Source organism: Carboxydothermus pertinax (assembly GCF_001950255.1).
Lineage (GTDB): Bacteria > Bacillota > Z-2901 > Carboxydothermales > Carboxydothermaceae > Carboxydothermus > Carboxydothermus pertinax.
Genome location: NZ_BDJK01000020.1, coordinates 101985 through 118402 on the forward strand (window position 1 = coordinate 101985; position 16418 = coordinate 118402).

A 16418-nucleotide genomic window follows, 5' to 3' on the forward strand; every position below is an offset into this window, starting at 1 on the left:
ACCTACCTCCCCATAAACTCTTCGGCATTTTTATATAAGATTAAATCTTCTTTTTCCTGGCCCAGATTAAAGGAATAAAGCTCCTCTAAAGCGCGCTTGGGAGAATAATCCATAATGGGAAAGTCACTGCCATAAATAATCCTTTCCGCATAATTAAGAAAAACCGTTCGTAAGCCCTTATTATTAAACTTGGGATTTCCCAGCACATAAGCCGTATCCAACCAGAGGTTTTCATATTTATCGACCAATCTCAAATACTCTTTTAAATAATCGGGCAAACCCAGATGAGCTACCATAATTTTCATCCCCGGAAAAGCTTTAAGAAGTTTTTTTACCTGATCCGGATTAACAAATTCCGCTGTTATCGGCATACCGCTGCCATGAAGGACCAACCCCTTTTCTTCTTCCGCTAAAATTTTAAATACCTCAAAAAACCTGGGGTCATCGGCTCCCACTTTTTGCACAAAGCAGTGAACTTTTACCCCTAAAAATCCTTTACTTAAGTATTCTCGAACCATTTTCCCTTTTTCCAGGTCATCCTGGTGGACAGCTAAGTAAGGCCTAATCCAGGGATACTTTTCTTTAGCGTTAAATAACCACTCATTTAAACCCCCGCTCATCCCCGCTTTATGGGCATACCCTAAAGCCATTACCTCAGATATTCCCAATTCTCCTAAGTAGCTAAGGTAACCTTCAAGGTCATAGTGAAAAGGCATTTCCCAGCCCAAATTTTCCTCAAACCACCGGTAAATTGCCCTTAATAATTTATCCGGCAGTAAATGAACATGGCCGTCAATAATTTTTTGCTTACTCATAAGCCTATTTAACCTCTTTTTCCATATTCTATCGGTACATAAAAATATATCAAATCTTTACCGGTATAAAACTCAAAATCATAATTGCCAACAGGTTTAAGACCATGTTTTTTTAAGTGGCGACAGTAAATATCATGAATCAATTTTGGTAACTTCTCCCGCTGGCCCGGCAAGGTAAAGACCGCATATTTAGCTGGGTCTAATGCTGCCACTGCCATGCCCTCAGGCACTTCTTCTATTTTTTCAACTGCCACCGCAGCCAGGTAAGTAAATTCTCCAGTGGCTAAAAATTTTTCACCATAAATATTAAGGCCAAAACGTTCATTATTGCTAACCTTACTTTTTATCTCGGAAATCCGCAAATTAAACTTTTTCCACAATTCTGAAATCTCTTCGTTTTCATTACGCCCCTCATATTTTATTCCCACCAGGTAAAACCCTGGTTTAAAAACTATTTCAGGTATCATTGTATTTTCCCCCTTTTAAGCCTATTATAAAACAAAAACTCCAGGGTAAAAGAGGTAAAAATAGGGACAGTCCCTAAAATTACCGTACAAGGATAATTCGGGGACTGTCCCTAAATTCTACTTAAAGCTACGGCAATTTTTGCAGCCAACCGGGCATTGTTTAACACCAGCTGAATATTAGCTTCCAAGCTTTTACCACCGGTAATGTCTTTGACTCTTGCCAAAAGATAGGGTGTTACTTCCTTACCTTTTACCCCTTTTTCGGCCGCTTCCAAAACTGCACTGTCTATAGCCCGGGAAATCTCCTCATTATCTAAAGAGTATTCTTCGGGAATAGGGTTAGCCACTACCACACCACCCTTTAAGCCTAAGTCCCACTTAACCTTAATAATTCGGGCGAGTTCTTCAGGGGTATCGGCAGTAAAATTTACTTTATAACCACTTTTCCTGGTATAAAAAGCCGGAAACTCATCGGTTCCAAAACCAATCACCGGTACCCCGTAGGTTTCCAAATATTCAAGGGTAAGACCAATATCCAAGATTGACTTTACCCCCGCTGAAACTACAGCAACGTTAGTCTTAGACAACTCCTGCAGGTCCGCCGAGATATCAAAGCTTTGTTCTCCTCCCCGGTGCACCCCACCTATTCCTCCAGTAGCAAAAACTTTAATTCCACTCATTTCAGCAATTATCATGGTAGAAGCAACTGTGGTTGCCCCATCTAAGCCTTTTGCTACCACATAGGGAAGATCTCGACGGCTTACCTTTAAAACTTCCTGTCCTTTTTTGCCAAGATATTCGATTTCCCTGGCGGTAAGCCCTGCTTTAAGGCAACCACCAATTACCCCAATGGTCGCCGGCACAGCTCCATTTTCCCGAATTATTTTTTCCACCGTCAACGCCGTTTCAACATTTTCCGGATAAGGCATACCGTGGGAAATAATTGTAGACTCTAAGGCAACTACTGCCTGCCCATTATTTAAGGCATCCTGAACTTCCTTACTTATTTCAAGATATTTTAACATAATCCCAACACCTCCATTTTATTTATTATTTTTTCTTCCGCTATTTCTGGATTTACCGCCTCTTCTGCCATTAAAGTTAATACAGCCATTGCCGCAGCAAACTTCGCTGTTCTATCTATATCAAAACCACGTAAATAACTGTAAACCAAAGCGGCAGTAAAGGCATCCCCTGCTCCGGTAGCATTTACCGGCTCTACCTGTGGTAAAACTACCTTTTCCTGGCTTTCCCCATTGCTGTAAAACACCCCTTCAGCCCCAAGGGTAAAAAAGACTTGCTTAACCCCTTTTCGTAAAAAATAGTTTGCTGCCTTTCTAAGTCCCGCATCACGATCTAAATCTTCTCCGGTAACCTCAGCTGCTTCTATTTTATTTAGTTTTACGGCAAAATACTCTCCTCTTAGCTCCTTAAGTTTCACCGCCTTGGCCGCAGACACACCATCTACAAAAAAAGCTGTTCCGCGGACATTTTCTAGTAAATACTCCAGGGTTTTAAGAGGAAGATTAGTATCAACCACACAAACTTTCGATGACCCTATAATGGGTAGCTTCTTTTTAAAATAATCTAAAGTTAAATGCTCCAAAATTTCCATCCCGGCTACCGCTACTGCCATATCCCCCTGCCCATCCATGACAGAAAGATAAACCGAAGAGTTTTCCCCTGCGATGATTAAAATTTCGTCGGTATTTAACCCCACTTCCCGGCATTTTTCCAGGATGTACTTTCCGTAAAAATCACCGCCTACGGCAGTAATTAATCTTGTAGTCACGCCAAGACGGGCAAGGTTTTCCGCAATATTTCGCCCTACACCCCCCAAACTCATTTTTACCAAGCCGGGATTAGAGTCCCGCATTTTAAGTTCTTTAAAAGGGTAACCGCAAATATCTATGTTGGCACCGCCGATTACCGTTACTTCCGGCTCATCGGAGGCTAAGATATAGCCCCGTCCTTTAATTTTACCCTTTTTCATCAAGTTAGCAATATGCACCCCTACACTGGATCGGGCAATTCCTAAACTGCGGGCAATTTCTTCCTGATTGATAAAAGGATTCTCTCGAATCAACGTGAGTATTTCTTCTTCCCGCCTGGTCATAATTCCTCCTAAACTTTTGCTTATAAATTTTAAACATCTACATTATGATTATAAGCAATCAAGCTTATCATTACCACTAATTAACGCTAAATTCCCAAAATATTCTAATTTAATATATTTTTTATTTTCTTAAAATTTAGATAATAATTAAAAAGATTGTTATTGTATGTGCAAAATGAATTTAGAATTACTTAATTTTTAAAAATCCAAACTTTACACAAAATTAAACGCTCATTAAGACATTTTAATTTAAATTTTTAAATAATAATGAATATATTTAAAGTTTTAAAAATTTTATTTTTATGTTAATATTGTGTTAAGTAAATTAAATTTATTTTAAATAACTTACAAAGGAGGTGCTTTACCAAGCATAAAAAATGTTTTTTCGGGAAAGGTTAAGCTTAAACAAAAATTTAGCAAGGGGGAGGAGAGAAAATGGATATTTTTCGCAAAAAAACAATTGAACAAGCAAAAGAACTGGCTGAAGAAGAAAAGTATAGGTTAAATCGTGCCCTTGGTCCATGGGAGCTATTACTGCTGGTTCTTGGGGCTACAATCGGCGCCGGAATTTTCGTTTTACCAGGAGTAACCGCTGCCAAACACGCAGGTCCTGGTGTTATCGTATCATTCTTAATTGGTGGTATTATCTCTATCGCAGTAGGCCTAGCTTACGTTGAATTTGCTTCCCTCGTACCCGTTGCAGGTAGCGCTTATACTTACTCATATGTAGCATTGGGTGAGATTATCGCCTGGATTGTTGGTTGGGACTTATTATTTGAATTTACCGTTGTTACCAGTACGGTTTCTGTTGGTTGGGGTGGGTACGTAACTTCTCTCCTTAAATCTATTGGCATAAATATCCCTACAGCCTTTAGCCAAGACATTGCTCATGGAGGAATAGTTAATATTCCTGCCATAATCGGTATTCTTATTGTTGCAAGCATTGCTTTAAGCGGTATTAAAGCCGTCGGACGTTCGAACGCTTTATTTACCGGAGCCAAAGTCTTGGCAATTATCGTCTTCCTGGCAATCGGTATTTTCCATATTAAACCTGAAAACTGGCATCCTTTCACTCCGTTTGGCTGGGGAGGCGTTTTAACCGGAGCAGCCCTTACCTTTTTTGCTTACACAGGTTTTGACGGGGTAACTACCGTTCTTGAAGAAGTTAAAGACCCACAAAAAAGTATTCCCTTTGCTTTAATAGGTGGTATTGGTGCTATCACCTTCCTTTATATTGCAGTGTCAACTGTCTTAACCGGTATGGTTAGCTTTACCAAACTTGATGTTCCCGATCCTGCCGCCTTTGCCCTTCAACAAGTTGGCGTACAGTGGGGCGGAGCTATGATTTCCGTTGCAGTTATTTTTGGTTTGATTGCTACAATGCTTGGTAATGGTTTAAGTTCGACTCGGATTCTTTTTGCAATGAGCCGGGACGGTCTTTTACCTGAAAAATTTGCTACAGTTCATCCCAAAACTCGGGTTCCAATCGTTTCTTCCATAATAATTTTTGGAACAGCACTGATTTTAGGTGGCGTTTTATCCATCGGCGAATTAGCAGAATTAGCTAACATTGGTGGCTTAACCGCCTTTGCCTTAACAACTTTAAGCGTAATGGTCATGCGCTATACTAAGCCTGATGCCAAGCGCCTCTTCCGCGTTCCGGCCATCTGGATTATTGGACCAATCGGTATTTTGGGCTCATTAGCATTAATTATAAGCTTGCCAAAAATAACAATAATTCGCTTCATTGTTTGGTTAATAATTGGTTTAATAATTTATCTTGGTTATGGCAATAAACATGCTCGCATTAAAAATTTAGAACAAACAGCCAAAAACTAAAAAGCGAGGATTTTGCTTGAACTGGTATAAAGATAGTAGACATAAAAAGTCTACTATCTTTTTTTGTATAATAGCCCAACGAAAGAAGTAAAGCGGTATTATTTTAGCTGCATCAATAAACTAAAAGAAAAATTCTCAGTAGAATGGCTTTGCGAATTATTCGGTGTATCAAGATCAGGCTACTATAAGTGGTTAGGTAGAAAAGATAATTTAAACCGCTACCAACTTCAACAGGCTAGTCTTGATAATCTAGTTAAAGAAATACATAGTAAACACTCATCTTATGGCTATCGACCAGTTAGAGCTGTAATACTCAAATCTAAGAGACAATGCTGTTATGGAAAGTTTTTTTGGGTTGGTTTATATCCTAAAATACGATTTTAATTATTCCCATTCTAATGATTTGCGTAAAACTATAGAAAAAGCTATTAATTTTTATAATACAGAAAGACCTTCGTTTGCCCTAAATTACAAAACCCCCGTTCAATACAAAATTGAACAGGGGTTTGTCTGAGAACTTTTTGTGTCTACTAAGTCTTGACCAGTTCAAAAAGGCGGAGGGATTAAAGGTGTACACCGTAAAAAAAGTATCCCAGATACGCCGCCAAATTAATGTAAAAGGAGATTTGGACGTGTATAAACCCACTGTTTTTGCCTGCCTTTTATTTATTATAAAAACGGCACAGATTTCCCGGAAAAAACCAAATCTTTATACGCATCTTCTCCGTGAACAGTAAGGTCCAAACCCATGCTTTCCACTTCCTCCTTTACCCTAAGCGGCAGGAAAATACCAATTAGCTTTAAAATTATGGCCGTCCCAACTACCGCTAAAGCTATCGCTAATCCTACTCCAGCTAACTGGTTCAATAGTTGACCAAAATTTCCGTAAAGTACTCCATCGGCTCCCGCCGGGTTTACAGCTTTGCTGGCAAAAATGCCAGTTGCAATTGCTCCCCAGATACCTCCAACCCCATGACAACCAAAGGCATCTAAAGAGTCATCATAGCCAAACTTTGTTTTTAAGATACCAACCGCTATATATACTAATACCCCACCAATAAATCCAATTACCACGGAAGATGCTGGAGTGACATAACCCGCTGCCGGAGTTACCGCCACCAGCCCCGCCACTGCCCCGGTGGCGATACCTAATACTGTTACTTTCCGCCGATGGAGCCACTCGGTTAAAGCCCAGGCCAATGCTGCCATTACCGCCGAAGTATTGGTGTTAATAAACGCCAGCGCCGCAAGGTTATTAGCCGCCAGCGCACTTCCCGCATTAAAGCCAAACCAGCCAAACCAGAGAAGCCCTGCTCCTAAAATAGTAAGGGGTAAGTTGTGCGGCATAAGTGGAGCCGTTTCTTTTTCTTTTCTTTTTCCTAGAATGAGAGCAGCTACCAGCCCCGACACTCCCGAACTTATATGCACTACCGTTCCTCCAGCGAAATCCAATGCCGGAAGCTTAAAGAGGATCCCACCACCCCAGACCATGTGGGCAAGGGGGTCATAGACTAATGTCGTCCAGAGAGCAATAAATAAGATCCAGGCAGCAAAGCTCATCCTTTCTACCACCGAACCTGAAATAATAGCTGCGGTTATGATGGCAAACATTAACTGAAACACTGAAAACACATATCCCGGAAGATTAGAAACGGTAATATTCATTACATTTTTTAAGCCAAGGTAAGAAAAATCTCCAATAATTCCTTTTACATCATTCCCAAAAGAAAGGGTATAGCCTATTAAAATCCATTGCAGTGAAACCACCACTATCGCAATAAAGCTCATCGCTACCGTATTTAATACATTTTTCCGGCGTACCATTCCACCATAAAACAGGGCAAGTCCCGGAGTCATTAAAAATACCAATGCCGCTGAAAGTAGTACAAAGGTAACATCCCCGGGGTTATACCCTGGCTCTCCCGCCAAAGATAATCCAGGTAAAAAGATTAGCCCCAAAAGCAAAGTTAAAAATTTTTTCTTCATCTTTCCCCCTCCTTTGGCGAAGTTATAGCAGCAATACCCCGTTCACCCGTTCTTATGCGTACCGAATCTAAAACGTCATAAACAAAAATCTTCCCATCACCAATTTCTCCCGTTCTTGCCACATCGGATATTATGCGTATTATTTCTTCCACCATATTATCTATGGTTACAATTTCAATTTTTACTTTAGGCAGAAGGTTAATCTCGTACTCAAACCCCCGGTAAATTTCCTTCTGCCCTTTTTGTTGCCCGCAGCCTACCACTTCTGTTACCGTCATTCCAGAAATACCCAATTTATTAAGAGCCTCTTTTACTTCATTAAGCTTCTGGGGTCTTATTAAAGCTTCAATTTTTTTCACCAAAACCACCTCCTAAAAAATTTAGCCCCTGATAAAGGGCGGCGCCGGACCCTTCATCAGAGGCTTCACTGCCTGTAAATGCAAAAAAGCCTTTTGGAACACTCTCCAAAAGGCTTCATCGCTCTCGATGCAGCACTGCATCGTTCTTAATTTTTATTTTGCCATGAACAGTTTTTCACGTCAACCGTAATAGATAAGGTATACAATATTCCTTCAAATTGCCCCGCAAGCTGTTTTTAAGGGCACCGACGTTAAATTAAACGGTTCCCCGTCAATTTAACCATATTTTTCTACAGCTTCAATTAATGCCCGAATATTTTCTAAAGGAGTTTCCCGCGGAGCCGTTGCCACGCCTGGCGCTAATATAAAGCCACCTCCGGGCTTAACTTGTTCTAAAAGATTCCGAATATATTCATCAATTGAAGCCGGGGTACCACCAACGATTAAACTTATCGGAATGCCCCCCATTACACAAGTATGCCCTTTTAACAAATTATTTGCTTTAATAATGTCAGTCTTTTCAAAATAAGCAATGCCCCAACCTTTAGGAAGTTCAAGAATCGTTTCTAAATGGGCATCATGACGTCCTTCAAAGAAAACTAACGCCTTCATGCCTGCATCAACAATTCTTAAAATAACTTCTTTAAGAGTCGGCCAGTAAAATTCTTTATAAAGTTTTGGGGAAAGATATTCATTTAAGTGTAAAGGAATTAATAGCAAATTCATGCCAAACTTTTTATGCGCCAATGCATAATTTACAATTGGTTCCACCAGAGCCTCAGTAGCTTTTTTCACCTTATCCGGATATTTCCTAATATCCCGCAAAAGATTTTCCACCCCGCGTAAATAATCACTGATGATATCTAAGGGTGCATAAGCCCCACCTATAGGAATCGATGGGTAGCCCAATTCAGCCGAAATCCCACCAATTCTCATTACCGCATTGAAAAAACGATCAATTTCCACTCCAAATCTAACTAATGCTCCCTTAGCTTTTTCCGGAGTTTCAAGATTTGTGCATGCTCTTGGTAAAACCGTTTCCGCAATAAATTTTACGGGATTTTCAATTAACTTGTCGTATTCACTCTCTTCCATAAAAGTTCCACCAATAAATTGCGGCGAAGAATCTACACTTATTTCTCTTCCAGGATAGCGGTAGTATTTATCTCCTAAGGCATCATGCATTGGCCCGGTAATAAAAGTAGTGTTCACAGTAATGTCTTCAAAATCCGAAAAGGCCACACAAAATGGCCTTCCATCCAAGCCTGGAATCATCGCTAAAGACCAATCAAAGGGGAAATCCCGTAAAAATTTTTCTATGGCCACAGCGGCCTTTTCGTAATCATAACAAAATTCATATTGATTGATACCAGCATATGCCGCAACTACATCTCCTCCAAAACCAACCACCGGAACTTTATCTGGCACTTCAAGATTAATAGCTTTCATAATACGCTCATATCGTTTATTAGCCAATTCCTGTGGATTTTTCATCTCCTATCCCTCCAGCCCCAATAATTCTTTACAAAGCCTTACTCCTTTAGCCGCATCATCAGCCCAAGCATCTGCCCCGGCAAATTCTTTTACTCCCTCATCTACTCTCCCACCGCCGATTATAATTTTAACTTTATCTCTAAGACCTGCTTCCCTTAAAGCATCAACCGTTTTTTTCATGGAACTTACACCCGCAGTTATCAAGCATGACATTCCAACTATATCTGGTTTATGTTCTTTAACTGCTTCGACAAACTTTTCTGGCGGTGTATCAATGCCAATATCTATAACCTCAAAGCCTGACGCTTCTGCAAATACTTTAAAGATGTCCTTACCAATATTGTGTACATCTTCATGCACGGTACCAAGGACCATTTTCCCAACTTTCGTCACTTCTCCTTGTTTTAGCTTGGGTAACGTAAATTCCATAATGCTCTTAAATATGTCTCCAGCAAGAATAAGTTCTGATAAAAAATATTCCCCTTTTTCAAACCTTTGTCCAATTTCTCCCATGGCATTTCCACATGCTTCAAGAAGTTTTTGCGGGTTACCCCCTTCCTCGATATACTTTTTAGCAAGTCCTATCGCTTCATCCTCTTCCAATTCCACAATCAAATTAAATATCTTATCTAACATTTTTACACCCTCCTTATGTTATTTTTTGTAATTTTTGATTTATTTCCTTTTGGAATTGAATTACTTGTTCCTTGGTTAATTTATAGCCCAAAGCCAAAATTAAACCAGCCACCAACGACAATACTCCCGGAATAAATACAAACACATTGATAACAGCATTTTTTAGTTCTAAAGTTGCGGTTGTCGGATCAGTCCCTGCCACAAAACCCGCCGCTCCTAAAACAAACGGTATTACCGTCCCGCGGGAAATAACGGCTGCTTTTAAGGCTAAATTCATTAAACCCATAACAAAGGGCGATGTATCTTCTCCGGTTTTCCACTGAGCATAAACTGAAACTTCCGAATATAAACTTACAATAACTGAATAAACAATCCCCAGGAAGATATTTGCAACCAAAGCAAAGACAAAGAACAAGACCAAATTTAATCCCACAAATTTACAAATTATCAGCCCAATCCCCGCAAAAACTAAACCAAAAATTGAACTTGTTCGTGACGAAAATTTCTGTCCCAGGAAACCGGCTAGATACGAACCAACAGTTTGGGCAATCCCCGCTAATAGTAAGTAAGTTGGTAATAACGACATATTATTGGCCACATAGGTAAAGTAATACGCCGTAGCTGCCGTCGTAATGAAAAGACCCATATTTCTAAGAAAGTCCACAATTAGCAGGACAATAAGAGGCGGGTTTTGTAAAAGGCTATTTAACATACTTTTAAACGAAACTTTTTGAACCGGAACATTACTACTACCCTCATTATCACCAGCTAATTCATAGCCATCGGTAATTTTAAAAACTATCCAATAACCTATCAACATAACCAAAGCCATAATCCCTGCTAATAATGTATACCCCATAATTTGGTTTCCGGTGACTTTACCAAGATAAATTGCCAGCGGAGGCCCTGTATAGGAAAATACAATGCCAGCCATTGCTGTATAAGTAGCCCTACGAGATGCTAGGAGGGCACCTTCATCCGGATTATTGGCTAAAACCGGAATTAACGAAACATTTGCAACCCAGGCAATATTCCAAATAATGTGGCTTAAAATAAACCCTAAACAAACAATTACAGCTGCTGTAGATTCTGGTCCAATTTTTGTAAATTGAAACATATATAGTAAAACTACAATTGGCGGTGCAATTAATAGCCAAGAACGATTGCGCCCCCACTTAAGAGGCTTTGTCCCACTTATTATCGCCCCATAAAAAGGTGATAAGATAGCATCAACAATACTTGTAACCGAGCCAATTAAAGCAACTGTAGATAGTGAAAATTTTGCGACATCCGTTAGAAAGAATACAAAAAGAAAAAGTTCAACACTGGCCATCAATGTAAACCCAAGATCCCCAATCCCATAAAACGTTTTTATCGCTTTACTTAAGGGCTTTTTCACGTTTTCCCCCCTTGGAAATAATGATAAGATTTCAACAAATTTTTGCTTAACTTTTCATTCTCCCCCCCTTTTAATTGATCTTTCAAAAAATTTTAATATTTTCCAAAAAACTTTACTGCCTCAATATTCCGGGGCGCTGCGATACGGAATTACAAAATGTTTCACATTATTTATGTACTTATATATTAATATATATTTGTATATACATCTTAGTATTAAAAATGTACTCTACATGTATAGACATTATTCTTAATTTAAGCATACATTATAAATTTATTTCTGTCAATAAAAAATATTCATAATTTTGCGTAGAATTATCCATAATATTTTTTGTTAAATTAAGAATTAAAAAAGGGGGCATCCCTCGAGTGTTATTAAAGTGGAATTGACTAAAAAGCCTAAAAAGAAGGACACCCACAATTTCTTCTCGCTCTTGGAATTTGTTACCTCATAATTTAGATCTCCGATTTATATGATATAATCCAAGGGAAAAAGTTTCTAAAACCATAATAACTATCGCCATCGAAAAATCCATACGCTTTCCCCCAAGCCCTACCAAAGGAGCAGCCGCAGCCCCAAGGACAAACGCTAATAATCCCAAAAAGGCCGAGGCACTTCCGGCAAGTTCCCCATAATTTTCCAATGCCAGGGCCGAACCCGCAGTACCTACAACACCAACCATACTTACCACAAAAAACAAAGGTAGCAAAACGAAAAATAATTTCGTTTTGATTAAAATCGCAATTAAAAGTCCCATCCCGCCACCAAAAGCCCCATACAGCCCCAGTTTATAAAGTCTTTCCCCGCTTATTTTTCCAGCAAGTCTACCGGCAAGCTGCCCCGCTAAGATTATCCCCAAGCCGTTCGTAGCAAAAATGAGGCTAAAAAACTGCGGCGATGCACCATAAATGTTTTGAATGACAAAGGGAGATCCCGCAATATAAGCAAACATCGCTGCAGAAACCAAACCCTGTGGCAAGGCATAACCGAGAAAACTCCTGTCCTTTAATAGCTTTTGATAAGTTTTTAAAGTAGTTCCCAATCCAGCTTTAAGCCGCCGATCCGGTGGTAAGGTTTCCGGAAGATACCAATAAACCGCCAAAAGCATTAACAAACCAACTAACCCAAGAACCACAAATACACCCCGCCAGGAAGTAAATCTCAAAAGTTCCGCCCCAATAACCGGAGCTGCGATGGGACCAAGACCATTTATCAGCATCAGATTTGCCGTAAACCGCATCATTTCCACTCCGTTGTATAAATCCCGCACCACCGCCCTGGCAATCACTATCCCCGCTGCTCCTGTAAAGCCTTCAACAAAACGTAGAGCTATTAAAAAGTAAACCGAGGTGCTTACGGCACACAAAAAGGAAGAAAGGGTGTAAAAAAACAAACCCCAAATAAGCAAGGGCCGGCGGCCGTAAATATCACTTTGGCTGCCAAAAATAAGCTGCCCTATTGCTAAACCTACCAAACATGCAGTTAAACTTAGCTGCACCAGTGAGGCATGGGTATGAAGATCCCGTGCCAGTGACGGCAGGGATGGAAGGTACATATCTATGGATAAAGGAGCAAACGCCGTAAGGGTCCCAAGAATAAAAATCAGCCCAATATTCCGGAACCTTAATGAGGTTAATTGTTCTGCTTCCATTTTTTTATAACTCCCCCTTTGCCTAAAAACTTCGATAAAGAATTTTAATTCCTTCCAAATCTATCCCATCGTACAAGCCGGTATTTGTACCTAAGATAAATCTTCCTCTATACCCTAATTCATCAATCGAAAACTTTAGCTGCTCTTTTTCCCGGGGGTTTTTAGCTTTAACGATATCTTCAGTTGTAAGGTGGCCCCAGAGACACAGCGCTTCTCCAAACTCCTTTTGGATTTCTTCCGCTTCCATCCCCGCCTGCCGCTCCAAGCAATGAATCCCCGCAAAACCAAGGTTAATTAAATCTGGTAGGATAACCCGGTAATTGCCATCGGAATGAAAAAAGTAAAATAACCCTTCCTTTTTTCCAAATGCTATAATTTTTTCGTAACTTAACCAAAAATATTCCTTTAAATCCTGAGGACTAATTAGAAGCCCCTTATTATAAGCTACATCATCGGCTAAAACAATCCCATCAACTTTCATTTTCCAAAGCTCATGTATTTCCCTTAAAGCTTTTTCTTCCCACCTCCCGATAAAGTCTTTTAATTCTTTCCTTTCTTTTTTAAACATCAAGAAATACCTTTGAAAACCATAGTTCTTTAAACCCGTCTCAAAAGGACCATCAAGAAGGGCAAAAACAAATAAAGAAGTATTAACCCATTTTTTTATTTCCCCTAAAACCATCTCATCCAGATCGCTGGCTACAATAGTTACTAAATCAAGCTCCAGTTCATTAATAAACTTATATCGCTCCTCAAAACCAACTCTATCCTTCCCCAAAAACTTTTTTATAACCCGCTCCTCAATTAGAAGTTCCCCTTTGGGAATTTTATCGGGTACTTCACCTTTAATCGCTTTTGCTACTCGTTCCCGGGAAGTTGTCATCAGAATCCTCCTAAAATCTTAACCTGTGCGCAAAAATCGCTGTAAAATCACTGCGAGCACTAAGCTCAATATATTTAATTTTTTGTCCCAGGGAAACCGCCCGCTGAAACTCTTTTTCCGACAACAGGGCAAGCTTTGCCCCCGCACCAGCAGCATTACCTATTCCCTTAATTTTCGCCTCTAATTCTCGGGGAATTAGCCCTGTACGGCAGGCACTCCGTGGTTTTAAATAGTTGCCAAATGCTCCGGCAAGCTGTACCTCTTCAATATCTTTTACATCGGCACCATACTCCTTTAGCAATATTTCAATTCCTGCCGCTATTGCTCCCTTGGCTAATTGAAGCTCCCGAATGTCTTTCTGGGTAATGTAAATTTTTTCTCCCCGTGGTCCATTTGCAACCACAAAAGCACGTATTCCATTAATTTCAATAATTCGTTCCCGGTATCTTTGCCCGATGGGATCGCTTATTTTCTCCGGCGGTAATAGTCGACCATTTTCGTCAATAATCCCAATATTAAGAAGCTCCGCTACTATGTCTAAAAGTCCAGAACCGCAAATGCCCAGGGGCTCTACCTCCCCTATTACGCTATAAAATAATTCTTCACCTATCGTCAGATGATCAATAGCCCCTTCTGCTCCCCGCATTCCGCAGGCAATCTGGGCACCTTCAAAGGCAGGTCCTGCTGCTGCAGAACAGGCAAAGAGCTTTTCACCGGTTCCTAAAACCATTTCACCGTTGGTTCCGATATCTATTAAGAGAGTAAGTTTCTCTTTTTGATCCATCTCAGCGACAAGGGCCGCTGCCACCGTATCAGCTCCAACAAACCCGGCAATATTGGAGAGTACAAATACCTTTCCTGCCGGATTAATATTAATTTTTAACTCCCCTGCGTCGGCCCTAATCGGTTCCTTTACCACCGGCACATAGGGAGCTTTTGCTAAATTTTCCGGAGGTATTTTTAAAAACAAATGATGCATGGTGGTATTTCCCGCAATAGTAATGGCATAGATATCTTGTGGGGTATGTCCAGCTTGCTCTGTAGCTTTTGCTACTAAATTATTAATTTCATTAATAATTTCCTGGTGTAATTTTTCTAAACCATCTTTTTCCTGTGATGCAAAAGTAATCCGCGAAATAACATCCGCGCCGTATTTGGTTTGCGGGTTTAGAGCGGAAACATGGGCTAACTCCTTACCCGTATTTAAATCCAAAAGATATCCCACTACAGTTGTAGTACCAATATCAAAAGCCATCCCCAGCAATCTATCCGTTGTATCCCCGGGCTCCACCGCTAAAACTTCATCCTCGGTTAAGACAATAGTAGCTTTAAAGTCGCTTTCCCGAAGCTTTTCCGGTAGCTCTTGCAGCAAATTAACCTTGGTTTTTAAATCTGCTCTACCCAGGGTCTCTTTGAGGCGGGTCCAGTCAGGGCGATTATCTTCTAATGTGGGTTTAGGTAATTCCACGTAAATTTTCCTTACCAGAGGCTTTAACTCAATTTGCCGGTTAACCCCTTCGTTTAAAATATGGTGTTTTTGTTCCCGCTGTTGAAGGTTAATTACTAAGTCACTTTCTACCTTTGTTTGACAGGCCAAAACCTCTTCTTCCAAACCGTTATTCTTTAAAATTTTTACCTTGCATTTTTTACATTTCCCCACTCCGCCACAGGGAAAATCAAACTTTATACCATTTTCAATAAAAACATCTTTTAGCGTAGCATTTTCTTCCGCTTGTAGCTCAACATTCTCTGGATAAATTTTAATAGAAAATTTTTTCATTTTCTCACCGCCTGACTTATATTTCGCTTATTCTTGTAAATTTCCTTGTGCCGAAAAATACATGCCCTTAAAAGCAATCCGACCGGACTTAATAAATTTTAGTCCGGTCGTCATTATATGACACTTTTACATATTTTACCGTTCTTAAGACTACCTTACTCCTCCAGAATTCCTTCCCGGTGGGCTTTTAAATATTTCCGGGCAAACCTATCTTTACCCATTAAAAGTTCAGTTGTTAAGATAGCAGTAATTATTTTCTTATCCAGCGGGTCTAAGATTGCGGCATCCATCCCCCGGCTGATACAAACCGTTAGAAAGTGCCGGTTAATTATTTTCCGCTTGGGCAAGGAGTGGGAAACATTACTTAAACCGGATACGGTTTTTAAACCGTATTTTTCTTTAATTTGGGTTAAGCTTTCAAAAAAGATTACTGCATTATTGGTATCGGTAGCTACCGGCAGTACCAGGGGATCAACATAAACTTTGTCTAAATCATAATTATGCTTTTGCAAGATTTCTACCATCCGGTCTAAAATCCTCATCCTATCTTCAACAGTTTTAGGAATCCCGTTATCATCAATGGTTAAGGCAATTACCGGACAACCGGAATCAATTACTATCGGCAAAATGTCCCGGATTCGTGCCGATTCCATATTGATGGAGTTTATCATTGCTTTCCCTTCAGTTAGTTCCAGTGCTTTTTTTACCGCTTCCGGATTGGTACTGTCAATGCATATAGGAACATCCACTACTTCTTTAATTGCTTTAATCATCCATTCCATGTCGTTTACTTCATCTTCTAAGGCTGTGTTAACATCAAGATAATCAGCTCCCGCTTCCACCTGTTTTATTGCTAAATCCTGTATAAAAGCTTTATCTTTATTATGAATGGCTTCTCTAACCTTGGGAATACTGCTGTTTAATTTTTCTCCGATAATCAGCATTATTTTTCCTCCCCCGTTTACTTTTAATATTCTAGGGACCGGGAAGGCC

Annotated in this window: 15 protein-coding genes; 2 read left to right on the top strand and 13 right to left on the bottom strand. The window is 39.9% G+C overall.

Features of this window, described 5'->3' with window-relative positions; genetic code table 11:
- Window positions 1-2: 2 nt before the first annotated feature.
- The 4 genes from cpu_RS07230 to cpu_RS07245 form a co-directional block, all read right to left on the bottom strand.
- Entirely contained in the window at window positions 3-815 is an 813-nt protein-coding gene (locus cpu_RS07230) for an amidohydrolase family protein (RefSeq protein ID WP_075859352.1), read from the bottom strand.
- A gap of 8 nt (window positions 816-823) precedes the next feature.
- Window positions 824-1282 carry a GyrI-like domain-containing protein gene (locus tag cpu_RS07235; RefSeq protein ID WP_075859353.1) on the bottom strand — a complete coding sequence of 153 codons (459 nt, stop codon included), beginning with the start codon at window positions 1280-1282 and terminating at the stop codon, window positions 824-826.
- Window positions 1283-1392: 110 nt separating this feature from the next.
- Window positions 1393-2307: a pseudouridine-5'-phosphate glycosidase gene (locus tag cpu_RS07240; RefSeq protein ID WP_088775897.1), complete on the bottom strand. Its 915-nt coding sequence runs from the start codon at window positions 2305-2307 to the stop codon at window positions 1393-1395.
- Window positions 2301-3398: a PfkB family carbohydrate kinase gene (locus cpu_RS07245; RefSeq protein ID WP_075859355.1), complete on the bottom strand. Its 1098-nt coding sequence runs from the start codon at window positions 3396-3398 to the stop codon at window positions 2301-2303. Before cpu_RS07245 ends, cpu_RS07240 begins: the two co-directional genes overlap by 7 nt.
- A 435-nt stretch (window positions 3399-3833) precedes the next feature.
- Between cpu_RS07245 and cpu_RS07250 the strand changes: the two genes are divergently transcribed.
- Window positions 3834-5237: an amino acid permease gene (locus cpu_RS07250; protein WP_075859356.1), complete on the top strand. Its 1404-nt coding sequence runs from the start codon at window positions 3834-3836 to the stop codon at window positions 5235-5237.
- A 337-nt stretch (window positions 5238-5574) separates the two neighbouring features.
- Window positions 5575-5751 (top strand): integrase core domain-containing protein, encoded by a 177-nt coding sequence (locus cpu_RS14255; RefSeq protein ID WP_077177231.1) that lies wholly within the window; start codon window positions 5575-5577, stop codon window positions 5749-5751.
- Between the two features lie 155 nt (window positions 5752-5906).
- On the opposite strand, the gene cpu_RS07260 is transcribed toward cpu_RS14255, so the two are convergent.
- From cpu_RS07260 to cpu_RS07300, 9 genes are all read right to left on the bottom strand, one after another.
- Window positions 5907-7223, bottom strand: a complete 1317-nt coding sequence (locus tag cpu_RS07260; RefSeq protein WP_075859357.1) for an ammonium transporter — start codon at window positions 7221-7223, stop codon at window positions 5907-5909.
- A complete protein-coding gene (locus tag cpu_RS07265; protein ID WP_075859358.1) occupies window positions 7220-7582 on the bottom strand; it encodes a P-II family nitrogen regulator in 363 nt (120 codons plus the stop codon). The genes cpu_RS07260 and cpu_RS07265 overlap by 4 nt, the downstream gene beginning before the upstream one ends.
- A 276-nt stretch (window positions 7583-7858) precedes the next feature.
- A complete protein-coding gene (locus cpu_RS07270; RefSeq protein WP_075859359.1) occupies window positions 7859-9076 on the bottom strand; it encodes a uroporphyrinogen decarboxylase family protein in 1218 nt (405 codons plus the stop codon).
- A gap of 3 nt (window positions 9077-9079) precedes the next feature.
- Window positions 9080-9712, bottom strand: coding sequence for a cobalamin B12-binding domain-containing protein (locus cpu_RS07275; RefSeq protein WP_075859360.1), 633 nt, complete (start codon window positions 9710-9712; stop codon window positions 9080-9082).
- 13 nt (window positions 9713-9725) lie between these two features.
- Window positions 9726-11111: an MFS transporter gene (locus tag cpu_RS07280; protein ID WP_077177232.1), complete on the bottom strand. Its 1386-nt coding sequence runs from the start codon at window positions 11109-11111 to the stop codon at window positions 9726-9728.
- Window positions 11112-11559: 448 nt separating this feature from the next.
- Complete coding sequence (locus cpu_RS07285) at window positions 11560-12762, bottom strand: multidrug effflux MFS transporter (protein ID WP_075859362.1); 1203 nt, start codon at window positions 12760-12762, stop codon at window positions 11560-11562.
- Window positions 12763-12784: 22 nt separating this feature from the next.
- On the bottom strand, window positions 12785-13645 hold the full coding sequence (locus cpu_RS07290; RefSeq protein ID WP_075859363.1) for a uroporphyrinogen decarboxylase family protein: 861 nt from the start codon (window positions 13643-13645) through the stop codon (window positions 12785-12787).
- Window positions 13646-13655: 10 nt separating this feature from the next.
- Complete coding sequence (locus cpu_RS07295) at window positions 13656-15425, bottom strand: ASKHA domain-containing protein (RefSeq protein WP_075859364.1); 1770 nt, start codon at window positions 15423-15425, stop codon at window positions 13656-13658.
- Window positions 15426-15580: 155 nt separating this feature from the next.
- Window positions 15581-16369 carry a dihydropteroate synthase gene (locus cpu_RS07300; protein WP_075859365.1) on the bottom strand — a complete coding sequence of 263 codons (789 nt, stop codon included), beginning with the start codon at window positions 16367-16369 and terminating at the stop codon, window positions 15581-15583.
- Between the last annotated feature and the right edge of the window lie 49 nt (window positions 16370-16418).

What these genes read in the sequence shown, in the direction of transcription:
- cpu_RS07230 (WP_075859352.1), bottom strand. Translation starts at nt 815, where the DNA reads ATGAGTAAGCAAAAAATTATTGACGGCCATGTTCATTTACTGCCGGAT.
- cpu_RS07235 (WP_075859353.1), bottom strand. Translation starts at nt 1,282, where the DNA reads ATGATACCTGAAATAGTTTTTAAACCAGGGTTTTACCTGGTGGGAATA.
- cpu_RS07240 (WP_088775897.1), bottom strand. Translation starts at nt 2,307, where the DNA reads ATGTTAAAATATCTTGAAATAAGTAAGGAAGTTCAGGATGCCTTAAAT.
- cpu_RS07245 (WP_075859355.1), bottom strand. Translation starts at nt 3,398, where the DNA reads ATGACCAGGCGGGAAGAAGAAATACTCACGTTGATTCGAGAGAATCCT.
- cpu_RS07250 (WP_075859356.1), top strand. Translation starts at nt 3,834, where the DNA reads ATGGATATTTTTCGCAAAAAAACAATTGAACAAGCAAAAGAACTGGCT.
- cpu_RS14255 (WP_077177231.1), top strand. Translation starts at nt 5,575, where the DNA reads ATGGAAAGTTTTTTTGGGTTGGTTTATATCCTAAAATACGATTTTAAT.
- cpu_RS07260 (WP_075859357.1), bottom strand. Translation starts at nt 7,223, where the DNA reads ATGAAGAAAAAATTTTTAACTTTGCTTTTGGGGCTAATCTTTTTACCT.
- cpu_RS07270 (WP_075859359.1), bottom strand. Translation starts at nt 9,076, where the DNA reads ATGAAAAATCCACAGGAATTGGCTAATAAACGATATGAGCGTATTATG.
- cpu_RS07275 (WP_075859360.1), bottom strand. Translation starts at nt 9,712, where the DNA reads ATGTTAGATAAGATATTTAATTTGATTGTGGAATTGGAAGAGGATGAA.
- cpu_RS07285 (WP_075859362.1), bottom strand. Translation starts at nt 12,762, where the DNA reads ATGGAAGCAGAACAATTAACCTCATTAAGGTTCCGGAATATTGGGCTG.
- cpu_RS07290 (WP_075859363.1), bottom strand. Translation starts at nt 13,645, where the DNA reads ATGACAACTTCCCGGGAACGAGTAGCAAAAGCGATTAAAGGTGAAGTA.
- cpu_RS07295 (WP_075859364.1), bottom strand. Translation starts at nt 15,425, where the DNA reads ATGAAAAAATTTTCTATTAAAATTTATCCAGAGAATGTTGAGCTACAA.
- cpu_RS07300 (WP_075859365.1), bottom strand. Translation starts at nt 16,369, where the DNA reads ATGCTGATTATCGGAGAAAAATTAAACAGCAGTATTCCCAAGGTTAGA.